15 protein-coding genes are annotated in these 16,386 nt (G+C 45.6%); 3 read left to right on the forward strand and 12 right to left on the reverse strand.

The features are described from left to right. The first annotated feature begins 1,014 nt into the window (after positions 1 to 1,014). Positions 1,015 to 1,974: an ABC transporter ATP-binding protein gene (locus AAA943_RS17415; RefSeq protein ID WP_338225561.1), complete on the forward strand. Its 960-nt coding sequence runs from the start codon at positions 1,015 to 1,017 to the stop codon at positions 1,972 to 1,974. Between the two features lie 13 nt (positions 1,975 to 1,987). Here the strand turns inward: AAA943_RS17415 and AAA943_RS17420 are convergent, their stop codons facing one another. The 5 genes from AAA943_RS17420 to AAA943_RS17440 all read right to left on the reverse strand — a co-directional run bounded on the left by AAA943_RS17420 (position 1,988) and on the right by AAA943_RS17440 (position 7,909). Next, positions 1,988 to 2,770: a glycerophosphodiester phosphodiesterase gene (locus AAA943_RS17420; RefSeq protein WP_338225562.1), complete on the reverse strand. Its 783-nt coding sequence runs from the start codon at positions 2,768 to 2,770 to the stop codon at positions 1,988 to 1,990. 96 nt (positions 2,771 to 2,866) lie between these two features. Next, positions 2,867 to 2,998: a hypothetical protein gene (locus AAA943_RS17425; RefSeq protein ID WP_338225563.1), complete on the reverse strand. Its 132-nt coding sequence runs from the start codon at positions 2,996 to 2,998 to the stop codon at positions 2,867 to 2,869. Then, the gene (locus tag AAA943_RS17430; protein ID WP_338225564.1) at positions 2,995 to 4,554 is read right to left on the reverse strand and encodes an arylsulfatase; all 1,560 of its coding nucleotides are present in this window, start codon (positions 4,552 to 4,554) and stop codon (positions 2,995 to 2,997) included. The genes AAA943_RS17425 and AAA943_RS17430 overlap by 4 nt, the downstream gene beginning before the upstream one ends. Before the next feature lie 730 nt (positions 4,555 to 5,284). Continuing rightward, complete coding sequence (locus AAA943_RS17435) at positions 5,285 to 6,682, reverse strand: alanine/glycine:cation symporter family protein (RefSeq protein WP_338225565.1); 1,398 nt, start codon at positions 6,680 to 6,682, stop codon at positions 5,285 to 5,287. A gap of 327 nt (positions 6,683 to 7,009) precedes the next feature. Further along, positions 7,010 to 7,909 (reverse strand): sugar phosphate isomerase/epimerase family protein, encoded by a 900-nt coding sequence (locus AAA943_RS17440; protein ID WP_338225566.1) that lies wholly within the window; start codon positions 7,907 to 7,909, stop codon positions 7,010 to 7,012. A gap of 209 nt (positions 7,910 to 8,118) precedes the next feature. On the opposite strand from AAA943_RS17440, the gene AAA943_RS17445 reads away from it, so the two are divergent. Then, the gene (locus tag AAA943_RS17445; RefSeq protein ID WP_338225567.1) at positions 8,119 to 8,784 is read left to right on the forward strand and encodes an FAD-binding oxidoreductase; all 666 of its coding nucleotides are present in this window, start codon (positions 8,119 to 8,121) and stop codon (positions 8,782 to 8,784) included. A 378-nt stretch (positions 8,785 to 9,162) separates the two neighbouring features. On the opposite strand, the gene AAA943_RS17450 is transcribed toward AAA943_RS17445, so the two are convergent. From AAA943_RS17450 to AAA943_RS17470, 5 genes are all read right to left on the reverse strand, one after another. Then, positions 9,163 to 9,849 carry a hypothetical protein gene (locus AAA943_RS17450; RefSeq protein WP_338225568.1) on the reverse strand — a complete coding sequence of 229 codons (687 nt, stop codon included), beginning with the start codon at positions 9,847 to 9,849 and terminating at the stop codon, positions 9,163 to 9,165. 182 nt (positions 9,850 to 10,031) lie between these two features. Further along, positions 10,032 to 11,363 carry a cell envelope integrity protein CreD gene (gene creD, locus AAA943_RS17455; protein ID WP_338225569.1) on the reverse strand — a complete coding sequence of 444 codons (1,332 nt, stop codon included), beginning with the start codon at positions 11,361 to 11,363 and terminating at the stop codon, positions 10,032 to 10,034. 62 nt (positions 11,364 to 11,425) lie between these two features. Next, positions 11,426 to 11,746 (reverse strand): hypothetical protein, encoded by a 321-nt coding sequence (locus tag AAA943_RS17460; RefSeq protein WP_338225570.1) that lies wholly within the window; start codon positions 11,744 to 11,746, stop codon positions 11,426 to 11,428. A gap of 52 nt (positions 11,747 to 11,798) precedes the next feature. Further along, positions 11,799 to 12,092 (reverse strand): winged helix-turn-helix domain-containing protein, encoded by a 294-nt coding sequence (locus AAA943_RS17465; protein WP_338225571.1) that lies wholly within the window; start codon positions 12,090 to 12,092, stop codon positions 11,799 to 11,801. A gap of 1 nt (position 12,093) precedes the next feature. Next, complete coding sequence (locus tag AAA943_RS17470) at positions 12,094 to 12,708, reverse strand: hypothetical protein (protein ID WP_338225572.1); 615 nt, start codon at positions 12,706 to 12,708, stop codon at positions 12,094 to 12,096. A gap of 173 nt (positions 12,709 to 12,881) precedes the next feature. Here AAA943_RS17470 and AAA943_RS17475 point away from each other — a divergent pair, with 173 nt between their 5' ends. Continuing rightward, positions 12,882 to 13,544: a hypothetical protein gene (locus AAA943_RS17475; protein ID WP_338225573.1), complete on the forward strand. Its 663-nt coding sequence runs from the start codon at positions 12,882 to 12,884 to the stop codon at positions 13,542 to 13,544. Positions 13,545 to 13,699: 155 nt separating this feature from the next. Here AAA943_RS17475 and AAA943_RS17480 read toward each other — a convergent pair whose 3' ends face one another. Continuing rightward, complete coding sequence (locus AAA943_RS17480; RefSeq protein WP_338225574.1) at positions 13,700 to 14,893, reverse strand: esterase; 1,194 nt, start codon at positions 14,891 to 14,893, stop codon at positions 13,700 to 13,702. Between the two features lie 151 nt (positions 14,894 to 15,044). After that, positions 15,045 to 16,064, reverse strand: coding sequence for an alpha/beta hydrolase (locus tag AAA943_RS17485; protein WP_338225575.1), 1,020 nt, complete (start codon positions 16,062 to 16,064; stop codon positions 15,045 to 15,047). Between the last annotated feature and the right edge of the window lie 322 nt (positions 16,065 to 16,386).

A 16,386-nucleotide genomic window follows, 5' to 3' on the forward strand; every position in this document is an offset into this window, starting at 1 on the left:
AGGAAATTCTGTTGGACCCAATCTTCGAATCTTCCAATTTTTCAATCCCTCTCCTTTCACAGTTCCTAATCCTTATCTGGCAGATTTTTGAGTGGAATTTTGGGTCTAAAAAATCCAATCTGTGAAAATCTGTGTCATCCGTGAGCCATTTTAAAAGTCTGAAAGCTGAAGTAGGAAGTTTGAGGTAAAGTCTTTGGGCTCCAAAATTTTCAATTTTTCCAGATTGTTTATTGCTCACTGATTTCACAGAATGACACAGAAAGAAATATTCAATTCACTTTGGGAGGAGGAAATTCTGTTGGATCCAATCTTCGAATCTTCCAATTTTTCAATCCCTCTCCTTTCACAGTTCCTAATCCTTATCTGGCAGATTTTTGAGTGGAATTTTGGGTCTAAAAAATCCAATCTGTGAAAATCTGTGTCATCCGTGAGCCATTTTAAAAGTCTGAAAGCTGAAGTAGGAAGTTTGAGGTAAAGTCTTTGGGCTCCAAAATTTTCAATTTTTCCAGATCGTTTATTGCTCACAGATTTCACAGAATGGCACAGAAAGAAATATTCAATTCACTTTGGGAGGAGGAAATTCTGTTGGATCCAATCTTCGAATCTTCCAATTTTTCAATCCCTCCCCTTTCCCAGTTGCTAATCCTCATCTAGCAGATATTTAAGTGGAATTTTTGGGTCTGAAAAATCCAATCTGTGAAAATCTGTGTCATCCGTGAGCCATTTTAAAAGTCAGAAAACTGAAGTAAGAAGTTTGAAGTAAAATTTGGGGCTCCAAAATTTTCAATTTTTCCAGATCGTTTATTGCTCACAGATTTCACAGAAAGACACAGAATGGCCCAGAAAGAAATATTCAATTCAGCTTGGAAGAAAGGGTTTCAGTCGGGCTCAATCTTCCAATTTTCCAATTTTCTAATCTTCCAATCATTAAATTTTCCAATCTTCCAATTTTTCAATCCTTGAATAAATGCCGAATATCGAATGTTGAATATCGAATATCGAAGAAAACCACCCATGTCCTACTTCTCCCTCCGCCACATCTCCAAATCCTACGAAACCCAAACCGCCCTGCATGACTTTTCTCTGGAACTGGAAAAGGGAGAGATGATCGCCATCGTCGGAGAGAGCGGCTCGGGCAAAAGTACCCTGCTCCGCATCGCCGCCGGGCTGATGACCCAAAGCTCCGGGGAAGTGCTACTCAATGGACAAAAAATCGAAAACCCTGCCGAAAAACTGGTGCCCGGCTATGACGAAATCAAGCTGATTTATCAGGATTACCAGCTTTTTCCCAACTCTACCGTGGAGGAAAATATCCTCCGTCCCCTCCTGCTTTTTGATCCGGCTTACAGAAAAAAGCAACTGGATCGCCTGCTGAGGCAGTTGGGCTTGGAAGCTTATCGGCAGCGTCTGCCCCGCCAACTCAGCGGAGGGCAGCAGCAAAAGGTGGCGATTGCACAGGCCTTGGCTGTGGAGCCGGAGGTATTGCTTTTGGATGAACCTTTTTCCCATCTCGATGCGATCCAAAAGCGAAAACTCCTGCAGGAATTGAAGGAATTGCTGCAGGAAATGGGTACGACGGTGATCTTTGTAACTCATGAATTGGACGATGCACTCCGTCTGACGGACTCGGTGCTGATCCTTCAAAAAGGCAAACTGGTGCAGCGGGGCAATTCCCAAAGCCTTTGCGAGCATCCCAAGACTCGCTACGTAGCTAGGCTTTTTTCATCCATCAACTCCCTTCCTGGTGTAGACCATGCCTATCTGCGTCCTGCAGATGTCAAGCTGAGAACCAAAGGGGGACTGCTCGGTCACGTAGTCGATCAGCGCTTTTTGGTGCACTATAATTCCCTCTTCGTTCGGCTGAAGGACAGCGGATTGCTATGGGAGGTAGATGATCCACAGCGAAGATTCACTGCCGGAGATCGGGTCTACCTGCATTGGGATGAGGAAAAAGTGCTGCGCCTTAAGTCCTGAATCGGCCTTTGGCTTATTTTCTCTGCTTGAGCAGTTCAAAAAGCACTTCGGGCTCGTCAGTGGTGATAAAGTCCACCTTTCGGTCGAGCAGCCAAGTCATGTCATCGGGATCATTGACAGTCCACGCATTGGTAGTGAGTCCGAGTTCCTGAGCCTCGGTAATCCAGTCAGCTCGGAGCTTGACTAGTCGGATATTGTAATCAAAACCAAAAAATCCATCCTCCTTCAAGGTTGCGGGAGACTTATCTCCGGTAAGGTAGGCCACATTGGCTTGAGGATCGGTGGCGATGGCTTTTTTTCCTCCCTCGTAGCTGAAGGTGATGTAATCCACCCATTTTTCTGCTCCCAGTTTTTTGACCATCAGGACACTGAGCTCTCCCACGCGCTCACTTCGGGCCACACCCAATCGGGAGGGTTTGAATTCCAAGATCAGGCGGGTACCGGTTTGCTTCATGCCCTCGCGGAGGTATTCTTCCAGAGTGGGGATTTTTTCACCGTTGGGGAGCTTTTGGGTTAATAGTTCCGCGTAGGTGCTTTCCTCGATGTCCATGCCCATAAAGTCATGGTCGTGATTGACCACAAGCACCTCATCCTTGGTCATCCACACGTCAAACTCCGTCCCCATGCATCCCAAGCGAATCGCTTCCCGAAGAGAGGCGATGGAGTTTTGGGGCAAGTCGTTTTTTTTCCAAGCTCCCCGATGTGCGATCACGGGATTGGAGTGGAAGGTATCCTGAGCAAGGGAGGAAAGAGAAAGGACTGTCATGGCCATAAAGCAAAGAAAAATGCGAAGCATAATGGGTTCATTTGGATTTGTACGGGAAAGATAAGCAAGTCGGCTTTTTTCCGGGACATCTTGGCGGAAGTTTACACAAACTTCATTTTGGGAAGGTTATTTTCCGGCTTTGGGGTTTTTGTCTTCCGATTTGGGACCTGTCATTTTATACAGCAGCCAAGCGAATCCAAGGAGGAAATGCAGAGCCAAAATCCCCACAACGATGATCAGGGTCAGATTGTCCTTCATTGTTGGGAATTAGTCCATGAAAGCTGACCGGAGGCTTTTTGCTGAGCGCTGACTTCCTTCCAGACTTGGAAAAGGCCCTTTAGCTCCCGGACTTTTTCGGGATGATTTGCAGCTAGGTTTTGGGTTTCGTGCGGGTCTTGAGATAAGTCATAGAGTTCCCAAGGGGCATCTTTGCCATGGGCGACCGCCTTCCAGTTACCCTGTCTAACAGCCCTACCTACGGACCATTCCCAGAAAATGGGCTTTTCTCTCTCTTCTTTTTCTCCCCGGATAGCAGGCAAAAGACTTTGACCCGGAAAAGGAAGAACCGGCTTTCCATCCAGTTTCTCGGGGTAAGTGGCTCCGGAAAGGTCTGCCAGTGTAGGAAGAATATCGATCAGGTGGGCAGGAAAGTCATTGAATTGGTTTTTGGCCTGCAGTCCTTTGGGCCAAGAAATAATCAGGGGCGTGCGGATGCCCCCTTCGAAAGAGTAGTTTTTGTAAAAGCGGAGGGGGGTATTGCCCACATTTGCCCAGTCTCCCCCGAGTGAGGTCCAATGGCCTACAATGCCGATGTTTCCATCCCCGGGAATATTGACCATTTCGGCTGAGGCCCCGTTGTCTGATAGGAAGATAAAGACCGTATTGTCCAGCTTGCCGAGGTCGCGGAGTTTTTGGATAAGTTCGCCGATTTTCTGATCCATGCGGTCAATCATGGCTGCATAAACTTCCATTTTCCGGGCTTCGATCCTTTTCAGGGAATCTGAAAGACTAGCCCAGGGGACGTGAGTGGGTTCAGTCAAGGGGAAATCTTCCCTGATAAGACCAAGTTTCTTTTGCTTTTCGAAGCGCTTCTGACGAATGACTTCATAGCCTTCATCGTATTTGCCTTGGTACTTGGCAATGTCCTCTGGCCAAGCCATCAAGGGGTCATGGGGTGCGGTGTAGGCGAGGTAGAGAAAAAAGGGATTGCTTTCGTTTTTGTACTCTTCAAGCCATTGGAGTGGGTATCGGGTGAAGTAATCTGTGGAATAGTAGTCCATTGGGGGAGTGAAAGGCTGAAAAAGTGTCCGATCCTCGTAGAAAGGTCGATCCGGGCGTTTTTGAGCAGGTTGGGCTTCTCCTTCCCGACGAAGGCCGGGATTGAAATGGTTGGATGCTCCCTCTTTCAGTCCAAAATACCGATCAAATCCGCGATCCATGGGATGGTCAAAACCGTGGTGCTTTCCCGACCAAAGCGTGCGGTAACCGGCGGATTTTAACAGTTCGCCTAGGGTAATCCCATTGATCAGCGGCTGCTGATAGGTGGCTTCGTAGCCGACCTGTTGGGCATAGAGTCCGGTCATCAATGCTGCCCGGGAGGGGTTGCATTTCGCGGTATTGTACATTTGGGTGAATCGAACCCCGTTTTCGGCCAACCAGTCCAGATTGGGAGTTTTCACCTCACTGCCATAGCAGCCGATATCCGACCAACCCAAGTCATCCGCCAAGATCAGGACGATATTGGGTTTTTCTTCTTTTGAAGAATCAGGGGAAAAAACACCCAGGAAAGCAAAAAGCAGAAAAGGAAATAGCATGGCTGGATCTTTTTTCGAAGATAAAAGATAGCCAGAATCCTTTTGAAATTACGAGTTACGAGTTACGATTTACGACATCAACAGGAACCTCAAACCTGATTTTCTCACTTTAAACTTCGATCTTCCCGCTTCCGTCTTCCCGCTCATTTATTTACGATTTCGGATTTACGACATTCAGAGGATCCTCAGACATCGATTGGAGAATACAACTTTAAAACTTTTCAACTTTACCACCTTACCACCACTTGGCTTCGATCTTCCCGCTTCCGGCTCCAATCATCGGTCATCGGACATTCGACTTCCGTCTTCGGTCTTCCCGCTCATTTATTTACGAGGTAGGATTTACGATACTTCGACAAGCTCAGTACAGGATTACGACATTCAGAGGATCCTCAGACATCGATTGGAGAATACAACTTTAAAACTTTTCAACTTTACCACCTTACAACCTCTTGGCTTCGATCTTCCTGCTTCCGGCTCCAATCATCGGTCATCGGTCATCGGACACCGGACATCGGACACCGGACACCGGACATTCGACTTCCGTCTCCCGTCTTCCAGCGCATTTATTTACGAAGTTCGAAGTAAGAATTACGACATCTACACAAACCTCAACCCTTTCTTGCCTTAGAGATTTTTTGGGTTTAATAAATAGATCTTGATGGCCAATTTTTCAATATTCCAATCTTTCAATTTTTCAATCACCTTCCACCTTAGGTCTTCCCTCTCCTCAATCCACATCCTTGAAATCATAGACGGGATCCTGGCCGGCATCCTTTTGCTTTTTGTAGTCTTTCAGGGCATTTAGGGCAGGTTTTCTCAGCAGCAAAATGGCCACAATGTTCAGCCAGGCCATCAGTCCGACCCCAATATCCCCTAAGGTCCAGGCTACTTCGGCGGTTCTGACCGAGCCATAGAAAGTTGCCACCAAAATCAAAGCTCTCAGGGCATAAACCGGCCATTTTTGCTTGCTGCCTTTTTGCAGATAGCTGAGGTTGGTCTCAGCAATGTAATAGTAGGCCATGATGGTGGTAAAGGCGAAAAACATCAATGCAATAGCCACAAATCCCGCTCCGACTGTGGGGAAGTGGGTGGCAATGGCCATTTGGGTAAATTCAGGCCCAAAACTGATTCCGGGTAGGTTTTCCTCGATAAATCCTCCTTCGGGATTAAGGATGTTGTACTGTCCGGTAAACAAAATCATAAAGGCTGTGGCTGAACAGACAAAAAGCGTGTCAATATAGACTGAAAAGGATTGAACCAAGCCCTGTTTGGCGGGATGACTCACCTCTGCTGCAGCAGCGGCATGGGGGGCCGTCCCCTGACCGGCCTCATTGGAATAGATTCCCCTCTTGATCCCCCAGGCGATGGCCATCCCGAAAACGCCTGAATAGGCAGATTCCAAATTGAAAGCAGATCGGACGATCAGACTGATTACGCCTGGGATTTCACTGTAATTCAATGCCATAATGACTACTGCGATCAGAATGTACCCAAAGGCCATAAAAGGAACTACAAGTTCGGCGACTTTGCCGATCCGCTTGATACCTCCGAAAATGATCAAGCCTAAAAAAACTACGACCACACCTCCTGTGATTTCCACAGGTACCTGAAAGGCATTGTCCATGCTGAGTGCGATACTATTGCTTTGTACTCCGGGCAGCAATAGGGACATACTGATGATGGTCACCACGGCAAATACCATGGCATACCATTTGACTCCCAATCCTTTTTCAATGTAAAAGGCAGGACCTCCCCGGTACTGCCCGTCTTTGACTTCTTTGTAAATCTGTCCCAAGGTTGCTTCAATGTAAGCCGAAGCAGAACCCAAAAAAGCAATGATCCACATCCAAAATATCGCTCCGGGACCTCCCATGGCGATAGCCGTGGCTACTCCGGCGATGTTTCCGGTTCCTATCCTGCCTGACAGAGCCAAAGCGAAAGCCTGAAAGGAAGATACGCCCTGATCGGAGGATTTACCTCCAAAAAGAAGCTTGATCATTTCCCGGAAATAGCGAATCTGTACAAATTTGGTAACAATTGAAAAATAGATGCCGGCACCCAAGCAGAGCAAGATCAAAGCATTGCTCCAAATGAGACCGTTGAGGGTACTGATAATATCTTGCATGTAAAGGATTATTAAAACCTCCGGAATGGAGATTTTTTGAGAAAGGCCAAATATAAAGCCTATTCGATGGAAATTGGGCCTGTTTTTAGGATAAAAGGCTCTATTTTCTGGTTATGGGTGATTGGAGTGAGGTGAAAAAGTCAAATTTGGACAAAAAAAAGAAAGAGGTTGTCTCATAAATCGTTTTGTTGTCAGCCTGAGTACTTGAGAGACGGTAGACTCGAAATCGAAGGCAGTTTCCAGCTCTCCGGACGACATTTCGACTTCCCTCAATGTGACAAACTTTACTTTTGAGACAGCCTCTTTCCCGATTGTTTTTAAAAAAGACTATTGAAAACCATACTTTTCCAAGCCCCTATGGCTGATTTGGATGGCTTCCATAGGATTGAGATCAAAGGTATTGTCCTGCTCCACGAGGTAGTAAACCATGCCTGATTTGTCTTTTTCTGCCAAAATCCGGGCAAAGTCAATATTACCAGTACCCACAGGGGCAAACTCTCCCGCATCGTTCATGTCTTTCACATGCCAGGCCTTGAATCTTCCGGGATACTTTTCGAAGTAAGCCAAAGGATCCGCTCCTGCTTTGGTCACCCAAAATAGGTCCATCTGATAGTTGACATGAGCAGGGTCGGTGTTTTGGAGGATGAAGTCCGTGATGGTGCTTCCGTCTTCACCGGGCTTGAATTCGAAGTCGTGGTTGTGGTACAAAAGTTTAAGACCTGCTGCCGTGCATTTTTCTCCGATAGTGGTCAAGATACTCACAAGCTCTTCCTTCGTTCCTTTCATACCCAATCCTTCCGGGCCAAAGGTAAACATGCCCATAGGGGGCACAGGAATCACGAAATACTCAAATCCTGCAGCTTTGGAAGCGGCAATTTGCTCCTCAGCATTGTCCAAAGTTACTCCACCCATGTGGGTACTTTTTGGCTGCAGGCCCAGGGAGTCCAAATAGGATTTGAATGCAGCAGGTTCCATTCCATAAAATTTTCCATCTTCATATCCTGCTGCTTCCACGTAGGCATAGCCTGCATCAGCTACGGCCTTAAGGGTAGCTTTGGGGTCTTGCCCCATGGCATCCCTTACGGTGTAAAGCGCCAATCCCCCAAATCGGGTTGGAGTTGGGGTCATTTCTTCGGTTTCAGTAGTTTCTTCGGTCTTTGGCCCGCAGGAGAATACGCCTAGGGCAAAAGAGGTAGCTAAGAAAAGGCTATAAGCTATTTTTTTCATAGGGTAAAGGGTTAGTAGGGAAAGGGATTTTCTTTAGGTTTATTTTTCTATTCAATCAGGTAAGTTACCCAATTCTTCCCAATCCTAAATGGATTTTGGGACAGAATGGAGGAAACCAAGGAATAGCGGTGGTAAATAAGTCATAGTTGAATTCAATCAAACAATCCGGAGTTTAGATGCTTATCTTTATGTACTAAACCTTCATTTTTATGTCAGACCATGTAAAAATCCTTGGCATTGAGTCTCTGACTCATGATGTCAAACAATTCAAAGTAGAAAAGCCAACAGGTTATTCATTTACCCCTGGTCAAGCCTGCGAAGTGGCCATCAATCAGGAAGGATATCGGGAGGAAAAGCGACCATTTACCTTCACTTCGCTACCTCAGGAAGACCATCTGGAATTTGTGATCAAATCCTACCACGACCACGAGGGAGTGACCAAAAAGATAGACAGTCTACAAGTCGGTGATGAGCTGATCGTAGATGATTCCTGGGGAGCTATTGAATACAAAGGCCAAGGAACTTTCATCGCAGGAGGAGCAGGAATTACTCCTTTCATCGCCATTTTCAGAGATCTTTTGGAAAAAGGAAAATTAAAAGGAAATCGCCTGTTTTTTGCCAATAAAACAGCCAAAGATGTCATTTTGGAAGATTGGTTTCGGGAGATTTTAGGAGATGATTTTATTTCTCTCTTGGACAAGGAAGAAAAAAGCGGGCATGTTCAGGGTAGGGTAGACAAGGAGTTTTTGAAAAAGAACGTAACGGACTTCTCTCAGGAGTTTTATGTCTGCGGTCCCGAACCCATGATCGAAGCTGTAAGCAAAAGCTTGGAAGAGCTGGGGGCGAATCCGGAGGCGATTGTGTTTGAGAAGTAAGACTTGGCCCGGAAGAGTCGATAGAATAAAAAGGAAAAGAAGCTGTCTCATAAGTCGTTTCGTAGTCAGTCCGAGCACCTGAAAGACGGGAGTCTCTAAGTAGAAGGCCGATTCCAGCTCTCTGGATGACATTTCGACTTCTCTACCAATCATGGGTTGAATTTAAAGGCCGGAAATTTAGTCAGTCCGAGCACCTTTCCGACGAGAGTCGGGAAGTTCGAGGACCTTTCGACTCCGCTCAAGGTGACAATGATACTACCCAAAGGCGAATGATCTCAGTCCTCTTCCTTTTGGGTGTTCGAAAAATACTTAAGACTCAATGTAACAAACCTTAATTTTGAGACAGCCTCTTTTTTATTTCACCTAGTATTCAGGAAATTAATCTACTCCGATCACTTCGAAACCCTTCATCAAATCCTGAATTTTCTCTTCGTTCTTTTTCCAAACTGCCTCGCTGGACCAAGTGGTAAACTGTACCGAGCCCCGCTCATCGGAGAAGTAAAAGCTGTCAAAAATAAAGGTGATTCCCGAAAAGCTGGCCCTCACTACACCTCTTAGAATGTCTTGGCCATTTACCTGAAATTGGGTCAGGCTGATGATTTCCGGCTTGGCGCCGGTATTGTCTTCCATGGTTTTTCGGGCGATTTTAAACAAGGTCTCTTTTTCGATGGGCGTTTCCTCAGAGATGACCACACTCCATACATCCGAAAATTTGGCTTCGAAGGCAAACTCCGCCTCATCATTCAACGTGGCAGGAGGTACGCGTCTCCACTCTTCCGAGTTGAAGAAGATCTGAAACTGGTCCCGGGCATTTTTTACTTTCTCCTTGGAAGAAGAAGGTGTAGAAAAAGACGAATTGAGGGGTTCAACCTCGAGGCTTTCATTCAGAAAATCCATAGCACCTTTTTGATCGGAAAAATCCCGGAGTTCGTAGCTCCAAGTGCCGTCGTTGTAGACATAGATGGTGTCTCCGTTTTCGGTGACGGCTTTGATTTGGGCAAAGGTTGACCCTGCTCCCAAAAGGAGAAAAAGAAATAAGAAGTAGAATTGGGATGTTTTCTTCATAAAGTATAGGTTAAGCAGCGAAAATACGAATCTGATTTAAATCAACTATTTTTCTTGATAAATATTCTTTGCAGGAGATGATAGTTTCTTTAGGACGGGTCAAAGAGAGAATCCGGGTCAACTCTAACCCGGATTCCAATTTTTTTCATGTTTAGTCAGACAGGGTATTCAGTGACTGGAAATTAGTTTTTATACCAGTCTATCTTTCTGGAAATAAACATGGTGATGGCCAAGGCTACAAAAAGTCCCAGGCTTCCTATCAGCAATGCAAAATCCTGTTGCCGCACAATGACAAATATGAAAATGTAGAATACGGTAAGAATACCGGTAAAAATTCCGGTGTTTTTCCACTTGGGAAACAGGGATCTGGAATACAGAGCTAAGAGTAAAACGATGGCCATACTGGCAATCAAATAAGCCAGCTTGAACCCTATCTGCTCAGAAAAGGCGATCAAAAGGGTGTAGTATAATACCAAGGCAAAACCAATCAGAATGTACTGAAGCGGATGAATTCGGGATTTGGTGAAGATTTCCATCAAAAAGAGAGAAAGAAAGCTCAAAATGATGATTAGCACGGAATATTTGGCAGTACGGATGCTTTGCTGGTATTGGTCGGCTGGCAGCATCAGGTCCAAGCCAAATGCACTGCCGGACAAGTCGGGAATGCCTCCGATAAATTCCTGCCCAAAGGGGCGGTTGAAGTGAAGGACTTGCCATTCGCTTTCAAAGAAATTTTCCGAAACCATCCGTTTTTCGGGGAGAAATTGCCCCTGGAAACTAGGGGAAGGCCAATCGCCATTCAGGCTAAGTCGAGTGGTTTTTCCCAGGGGAATCACCTCAAAACTTTTACTTCCTTTCAAAAGAATCCGTGAATCAAAGGAGAATGGAGTATTTTCAGGTTTGAGAGGGAGAGCGACTTGGAGCCCCTTGAGGTGGGTTTTTTCATCCAAAAACGGTTCATAATTCAGCGTTTTACCTTCAACACGGAGAGAGGGGTTTTCTCCGATTCCCCTTAAGTCGGTGAGGCCCACCATCAGGGAGGTTTGATCCCAAAGGATCTGTTCGGGAAGCAAATTTAGCTTATTCAAGGGGAGAGAAGGGAATTCCGCCTGCAGGGATATTTCCCCTGAGTAGACGACTACATCAAATATGCCCCGATGCAAGGCCTGAGGCTGAATGTTTCCGCTGATTTCCAGGTGATCTGGTAGAAAGTAGGCAGTTTGTTGCTCGCGGACTATTCTTTTTTCTCCCGCACTTTCCACTTCTTTGGATACCAAGTAAGGTACCGCAAGATAGGGACCGGTTAGGGTTTGATCCTGTGACCATTTGGCACTGATTTCTTCTTCGGCTTCTTGCTGTCTCAATTGCCGCTCTTGGATGAGGTCTAGGGTCATGGCTTGAGGGATAAGCAGGATGAGTACAATAAAGCCAATGATGAGCAGTTTGATGCTGATAGAGTTGGCGATCCATTCCTGGAATTTTTCGAGAAAGGAGAGATTGGATTGTGGTTCCATAGTTTTTGATAGGAAGTACTTTGTGATTCAAAGTAGGTGAGGAAATTTTTTTTGATTAGGTTTTAGTTCCAGTGTCCGGTGATTACAAATGCCATTACTGCGCTGGTCCATAGTCCGAGGAAATAGAGGATCGTGCTGAAAATGATTGCGATGAGTTTACTTTTTCCTTCAGGAAACCAATGGAATCCCATCAGATAAAAGAAGCTGCCACCCACAGCCCCTCCGATCGGTATGATCGTAAGCGGGTAATACATCCACGACTCGAAGAGGTCTTCTTTGGTCAGAATCAGGAAAAGCAACCAGGCCAAAGGAAGGGATGCACCAAGGGCGGATGGGAGCATCAGCTCCTTGAGCGAATTGGGAAGAAAGGTTTTAGTATTCATAATTTAATTGTTTTGAAAGTACTTTGTATTTCAAAGTAGGTGGATAAATTTTTTAGGATTTATTTTCTTTGATCAGATTTTCTAAGAAATCGAGATGCTCTTGGAAGGCGATTTTACCTGCCACAGTCGCGGAGTAATTGGTTTGGGGCTTGCGTCCGACAAAGGTTTTTTCCACTTGGATGTAGCCTTGGTTTTCCAGGTTCCTCAGGTGGGAAGCCAGATTGCCATCGGTCACATCGAGTAGCTCCTTGAAGGAATTGAAGTCAAACTGGGCATTGACCATCAGAATGGACATGACCCGCAGCCGGACCACATTTTCAAATGCCTTGTCGTAATTTCCCTTCACGTTATCGATCGTATTTGTAGTACATCATAGCTCCATAGATCACATGGAGAGCTCCAAATCCCAATGCCCAACAAATCAATCCCCATACGGGAAAGAAAGCGGCGATGAGTCCCAGGATCACTTGTCCATAGCCGAGATTTTTGATTTCGTTCAAGGTGAATTGGGAGGCGCTGATCAATCCCAAGCCGTAGAAAAGCAAGGTTGCAGCAGGAATCAGATGGTAAAATTCCTCATGAACCAAGGCAAAGGAAAAGAGTCCTCCTGTCACCACCGGGACGAACAGGGTGGCAAAAAATCTCCGACTGGACGCTGTCCAGAGTTTAGTTGCGTTTTTTTGGCTTTTCTTTTGGCTCAAAAAGTAGGCAGAGACCAAGGCAATAGTCAAGACTAATCCCGCGGTGGTTAAGGTTCGATGGAGTATCTCCCGGGTAGTAAGAATTTCCATCCCTTCGAAAAGTCCCGTCTCCGAGCCATAAATCCAATAAGCTACCATTCCTATACCAATCAGGGCATAGATTCCGGCCAATACTCCGGATAGACCGCTGAGGGAAAGAAAGCGGGTGCTCCGCTCCATCATGGCTTTGATTTCGGCTAATTCTCGTTCTGCTTTATTCATTTTAAAAGTACTTTGTAACTCAAAGTAAAATAGAAAATTTCAATTCTCCTATTCCCGCCAAGAGTATTTAAGGATTATTTGGAAACAGACTCTCGCTCTTTAAACTAGGGCATTTGCCGTATGGCTATTGGTGGGTAATTCCAAGAGTTTTGGAAAGGATAAAAACGGTAGAAATGATGAAAAAATGTTTTATTAATTGGTTTTGGCTCCTGAGTATAGGAGTAGTGATGGCTTCCTGTGCTGACGGGGAGGACCTGGATCCGGATGATCCCCAGCAGCTGTCCAATGATTTGAACTTTCCCTTTACCTTAACCGGTGAGGAAAGTCAGTATGAGATGGAAATCGACGGGGTGGAGGTGAGCAACTATGCTGAAATACTCAATACCCTGAATGTGGACAAATCCATTTCGGTCAATTTTTGGGGACCATCCAATGACTTTAATTTCGGAGGATTTTATTGGATTCCTTTAGGTGCAGGTACGTATGAGGCCGGACATGATTTGGGTCCGGGGAATGGAACTTTCGGAAACAACCTATTCATGACCGCTTTTGTGAAGAAAGGTAATGTAAAGCATTATGCTTATTCGGCGCATGAATATGGTTTTTTGGAATCGGAGCGTATTCCAGGTTCTTCCTGTACAGTCAAAATCAACAAATTTGAAGGGAAGCAAACTAGGTATAGCTTTATGAATGGGACTTTCAGCCTGTTTATAGGTACAGTCGAAGGACAGTTTGCGGGAACTTTCAAAACAAAAGACGGGCAAGAAGTAAAAGTAACCAAAGGGCAGTTTCGGATCGTGCAAAAGCTTCCTCCTGGGGCAGTTCCTGTGGATTGAAGCAAAAAGAGGCTGTCTCATAAATCGTTACGTTGTCAGCCTGAGCGGAATCGAAGGCCATTTCCAGCTTTCCGGACGACATTTCGATTTCGAGACTCTCGTCTCTCAAGTGCTCAATGTGACAAGCTTCATTTTTGAGACAACCTTTTTTTGTATTACTGAAATAATCTAGGGGCAAATTGACTTAGATACACCCGCCAGTTTCTCCAGATGTGGCCGCCTTCGCTTTCCACGTACTCGTAAGGCATTTTCATGGAGTCTAGCTTTGCAATGTATTGCTGATTGGCATCATAGAGGAAGTCGGTTTTCCCGATTGCGATCCAATAGAGTTTATAGCCATTATCCATTTGGGCTTTTAGGGTCTCATCAAAATTGCTGTACACCTTTCCGGTGGCATCTTCTCTAGGCATGATGGCAGCCGAGAAAAGTCCCATGTAATCAAATGTATTCGGATAGTACCTTGAAATATGAAGCGTATGGTATCCACCCATGGATAGGCCTGCTATGGCGCGGTTGGCCTTGTCAGCCTTCACCCGATAGTTGCTTTCTACGAACTTGATGATATCCTCAAAAGCACCTTCATAGGTTCCATCCATGGTTTTCGGGATCATAAACTGAGGTTTGTACATGTTTCTGCTCCCTTCTCCGGGGGCACCGTCTTGGATCACATTGCCGTTTGGCATGACCACGATCATCGGCTTGGCTTTACCCTCAGCGATGAGATTATCTAGGATTTGGGCTGTTCTCCCAAGATTGATCCAAGCTTCTTCGTCTCCTCCAGCTCCATGAAGAAGGTAAAGAACAGGGTAAGTTTCAGTTGATTTTTCGTATCCTGGAGGAGTGTAAATGGTGATCCTACGGTCCATGCCCAAGCCCGGAGAATCATACCATCTCCTGGTCACCGAACCGTGAGGGATATCATTTACCTTGAACAGCTCTGCATGGCCTCCTCCGACGATGAATATGTTAAAAGCTGAGGCCACATCCCGTATCAGGAAGGGATTGTTTGGGTCGGTGGTCGTGAATCCATCTACGATGAAGGAGTAATTGTATAGCTCGGGACCTATGGGGGCAGTCTTCATTGACCAAACGCCATTTTCATCTTTTGTCAAAGCGGCTTTACCGGGTCCGTCGATTTGACCCATGGGCGAGTCCACTTTCACTGTAGGAAGAAAATCTCCGGTCACTTGGACCTCCTTGGCATTGGGGGCAAATACCCGAAAGGTGACCGAATTGTCTTCGTGCACTTCTGGCGAAATGATGTTTTGTGCTCGGAAAAGTGCTTCTTGGGGGAAAACTTCCGCTTGGATTAGGAGCGCAGTGAGCATGAGAAGGATGATTTTTTTCATAGGTATAATTTCTATTGTCTCAAAGTGTGAAAATAGAAAATACCTTTGGAAGCGACAAGCGATAATTTTTCTCTTGGTAAAAATCAAATGAAAAAGGCCTCAATCCAGAATACAAGGATTGAGGCCTAAAGGAATATGGAGTTATTCTGATTTAGAATTTCAGATTTTCAGAGAAAAAGGGAAGCGCTTTGGTCTGAATCCGCTCGGCAATACGATTGAGGTGATCGCCTTCGTAGCTTTCGTAGAAATGATCGATTTGGTAGGAATCCAAGGTTTCGTGCAGGCTTTTGGTGGCTTCGCTGATTCCCCGGTCCTGTAGTCCCGCATCGATCGCAATTGCTTTGAGTTTTTTGAGATTCAGAATGTATTGATCGACAAAGTTGAGGGTTCGGTTGGCGACGATCTTGTTGATGATATTCTGCCTCACTTCCCCATCTTTCACCGGTAAATCCAGAAATAGGGGAGGATTTTTGGGATTGGGAGCGAAAGCTGCCGAGGTGGCGAGCATTGCTATTTCCATAAATGAAGTTTCCTGAAGTTGGTCAGGGCTTAGGCTTTCCAGTTTTTTCATCAGTTCGGAATTTGTGGATGCTCCGCCGTCCATGCAGCAGGGGCTGAGTGCATAGATTGCAGAATAGACCTCTGGATTTTTCATGCCCAATCGCAAGGTGCCATAGCCTCCCATGGAGTGGCCGGCTAGACCCCGACTTTCCTTGGTCGGGATGGTGCGGTAATTGGCATCGATGTAGCTGACGAGTTCTTGGGTGACGAAAGTTTCCCAATCTCCGATCGTGACGGAACTCGCATACATACTGCCTTTGAAGCGGTTGAAGGCATTGGGCATGACTACGATCATTTCCTTCGAAAGGCCTTCGGCTAAAGACTGCTCGATCACGTCTTGTAAGTTGATCCAGTGCTTTTCCCAGCCAAACCATTGGGAATCGGTGTCTGTAAATCCATGGAGCATGTAAAGCACCGGGAAGCGCTTGTCGGGATTGGCAGCGTAGGAGGGAGGAAGATAAACGGTCACTTCCCGGTCAGCCGGATCTCCGATCAGATTGCCTTCTAGGGCTTTGCTGTGCACTTTGATTCGTTCCTTGGTGCCTTTTTGCGCAAAAGTGGAAAATGCTCCAAGGCAAAACAGGAGCGTCACAAGAAAGAGTCTTTTCATAGGTTAATGGGTTTAGGTTGAGTTAAAAGTAGGATTTATTGAGACTTAGACCAAGTAGGGTTGGGTTGTATGATATCAGACTTTTTAATGAATGCTTCATTTGAATTTTCTTTGGAAAAGGAAAGTATATACCTTTAGTAATACTTCAAGAATCTATTAAAACACTTTCTTTAAAACTCAATGAATCTGTTTTTGAGGAAACAGAGGATATTCTCAAGGAAAAGGGAATTCCAAGAAATAGGTACATCAATGAGGCCATTGATTTTTACAATCTCTATCATAAGCGGAAGAAGTTGGCCAAAGCATTCGCAAAAGCTTCTCA

The organism is Algoriphagus confluentis (genome assembly GCF_036245625.1).
In the GTDB taxonomy this organism is placed as follows: Bacteria; Bacteroidota; Bacteroidia; order Cytophagales; family Cyclobacteriaceae; genus Algoriphagus; species Algoriphagus confluentis.

Coding starts and splice junctions, on each gene's coding strand:
- AAA943_RS17460 (WP_338225570.1), bottom strand. CDS start 11,746: ATGAATACTAAAACCTTTCTTCCCAATTCGCTCAAGGAGCTGATGCTC.
- AAA943_RS17440 (WP_338225566.1), bottom strand. CDS start 7,909: ATGAAAAAAATAGCTTATAGCCTTTTCTTAGCTACCTCTTTTGCCCTA.
- AAA943_RS17480 (WP_338225574.1), bottom strand. CDS start 14,893: ATGAAAAAAATCATCCTTCTCATGCTCACTGCGCTCCTAATCCAAGCG.
- AAA943_RS17470 (WP_338225572.1), bottom strand. CDS start 12,708: ATGAATAAAGCAGAACGAGAATTAGCCGAAATCAAAGCCATGATGGAG.
- AAA943_RS17425 (WP_338225563.1), bottom strand. CDS start 2,998: ATGAAGGACAATCTGACCCTGATCATCGTTGTGGGGATTTTGGCTCTG.
- AAA943_RS17485 (WP_338225575.1), bottom strand. CDS start 16,064: ATGAAAAGACTCTTTCTTGTGACGCTCCTGTTTTGCCTTGGAGCATTT.
- creD (WP_338225569.1), bottom strand. CDS start 11,363: ATGGAACCACAATCCAATCTCTCCTTTCTCGAAAAATTCCAGGAATGG.
- AAA943_RS17435 (WP_338225565.1), bottom strand. CDS start 6,682: ATGCAAGATATTATCAGTACCCTCAACGGTCTCATTTGGAGCAATGCT.
- AAA943_RS17450 (WP_338225568.1), bottom strand. CDS start 9,849: ATGAAGAAAACATCCCAATTCTACTTCTTATTTCTTTTTCTCCTTTTG.
- AAA943_RS17415 (WP_338225561.1), top strand. CDS start 1,015: ATGTCCTACTTCTCCCTCCGCCACATCTCCAAATCCTACGAAACCCAA.
- AAA943_RS17445 (WP_338225567.1), top strand. CDS start 8,119: ATGTCAGACCATGTAAAAATCCTTGGCATTGAGTCTCTGACTCATGAT.
- AAA943_RS17420 (WP_338225562.1), bottom strand. CDS start 2,770: ATGCTTCGCATTTTTCTTTGCTTTATGGCCATGACAGTCCTTTCTCTT.
- AAA943_RS17475 (WP_338225573.1), top strand. CDS start 12,882: ATGATGAAAAAATGTTTTATTAATTGGTTTTGGCTCCTGAGTATAGGA.
- AAA943_RS17430 (WP_338225564.1), bottom strand. CDS start 4,554: ATGCTATTTCCTTTTCTGCTTTTTGCTTTCCTGGGTGTTTTTTCCCCT.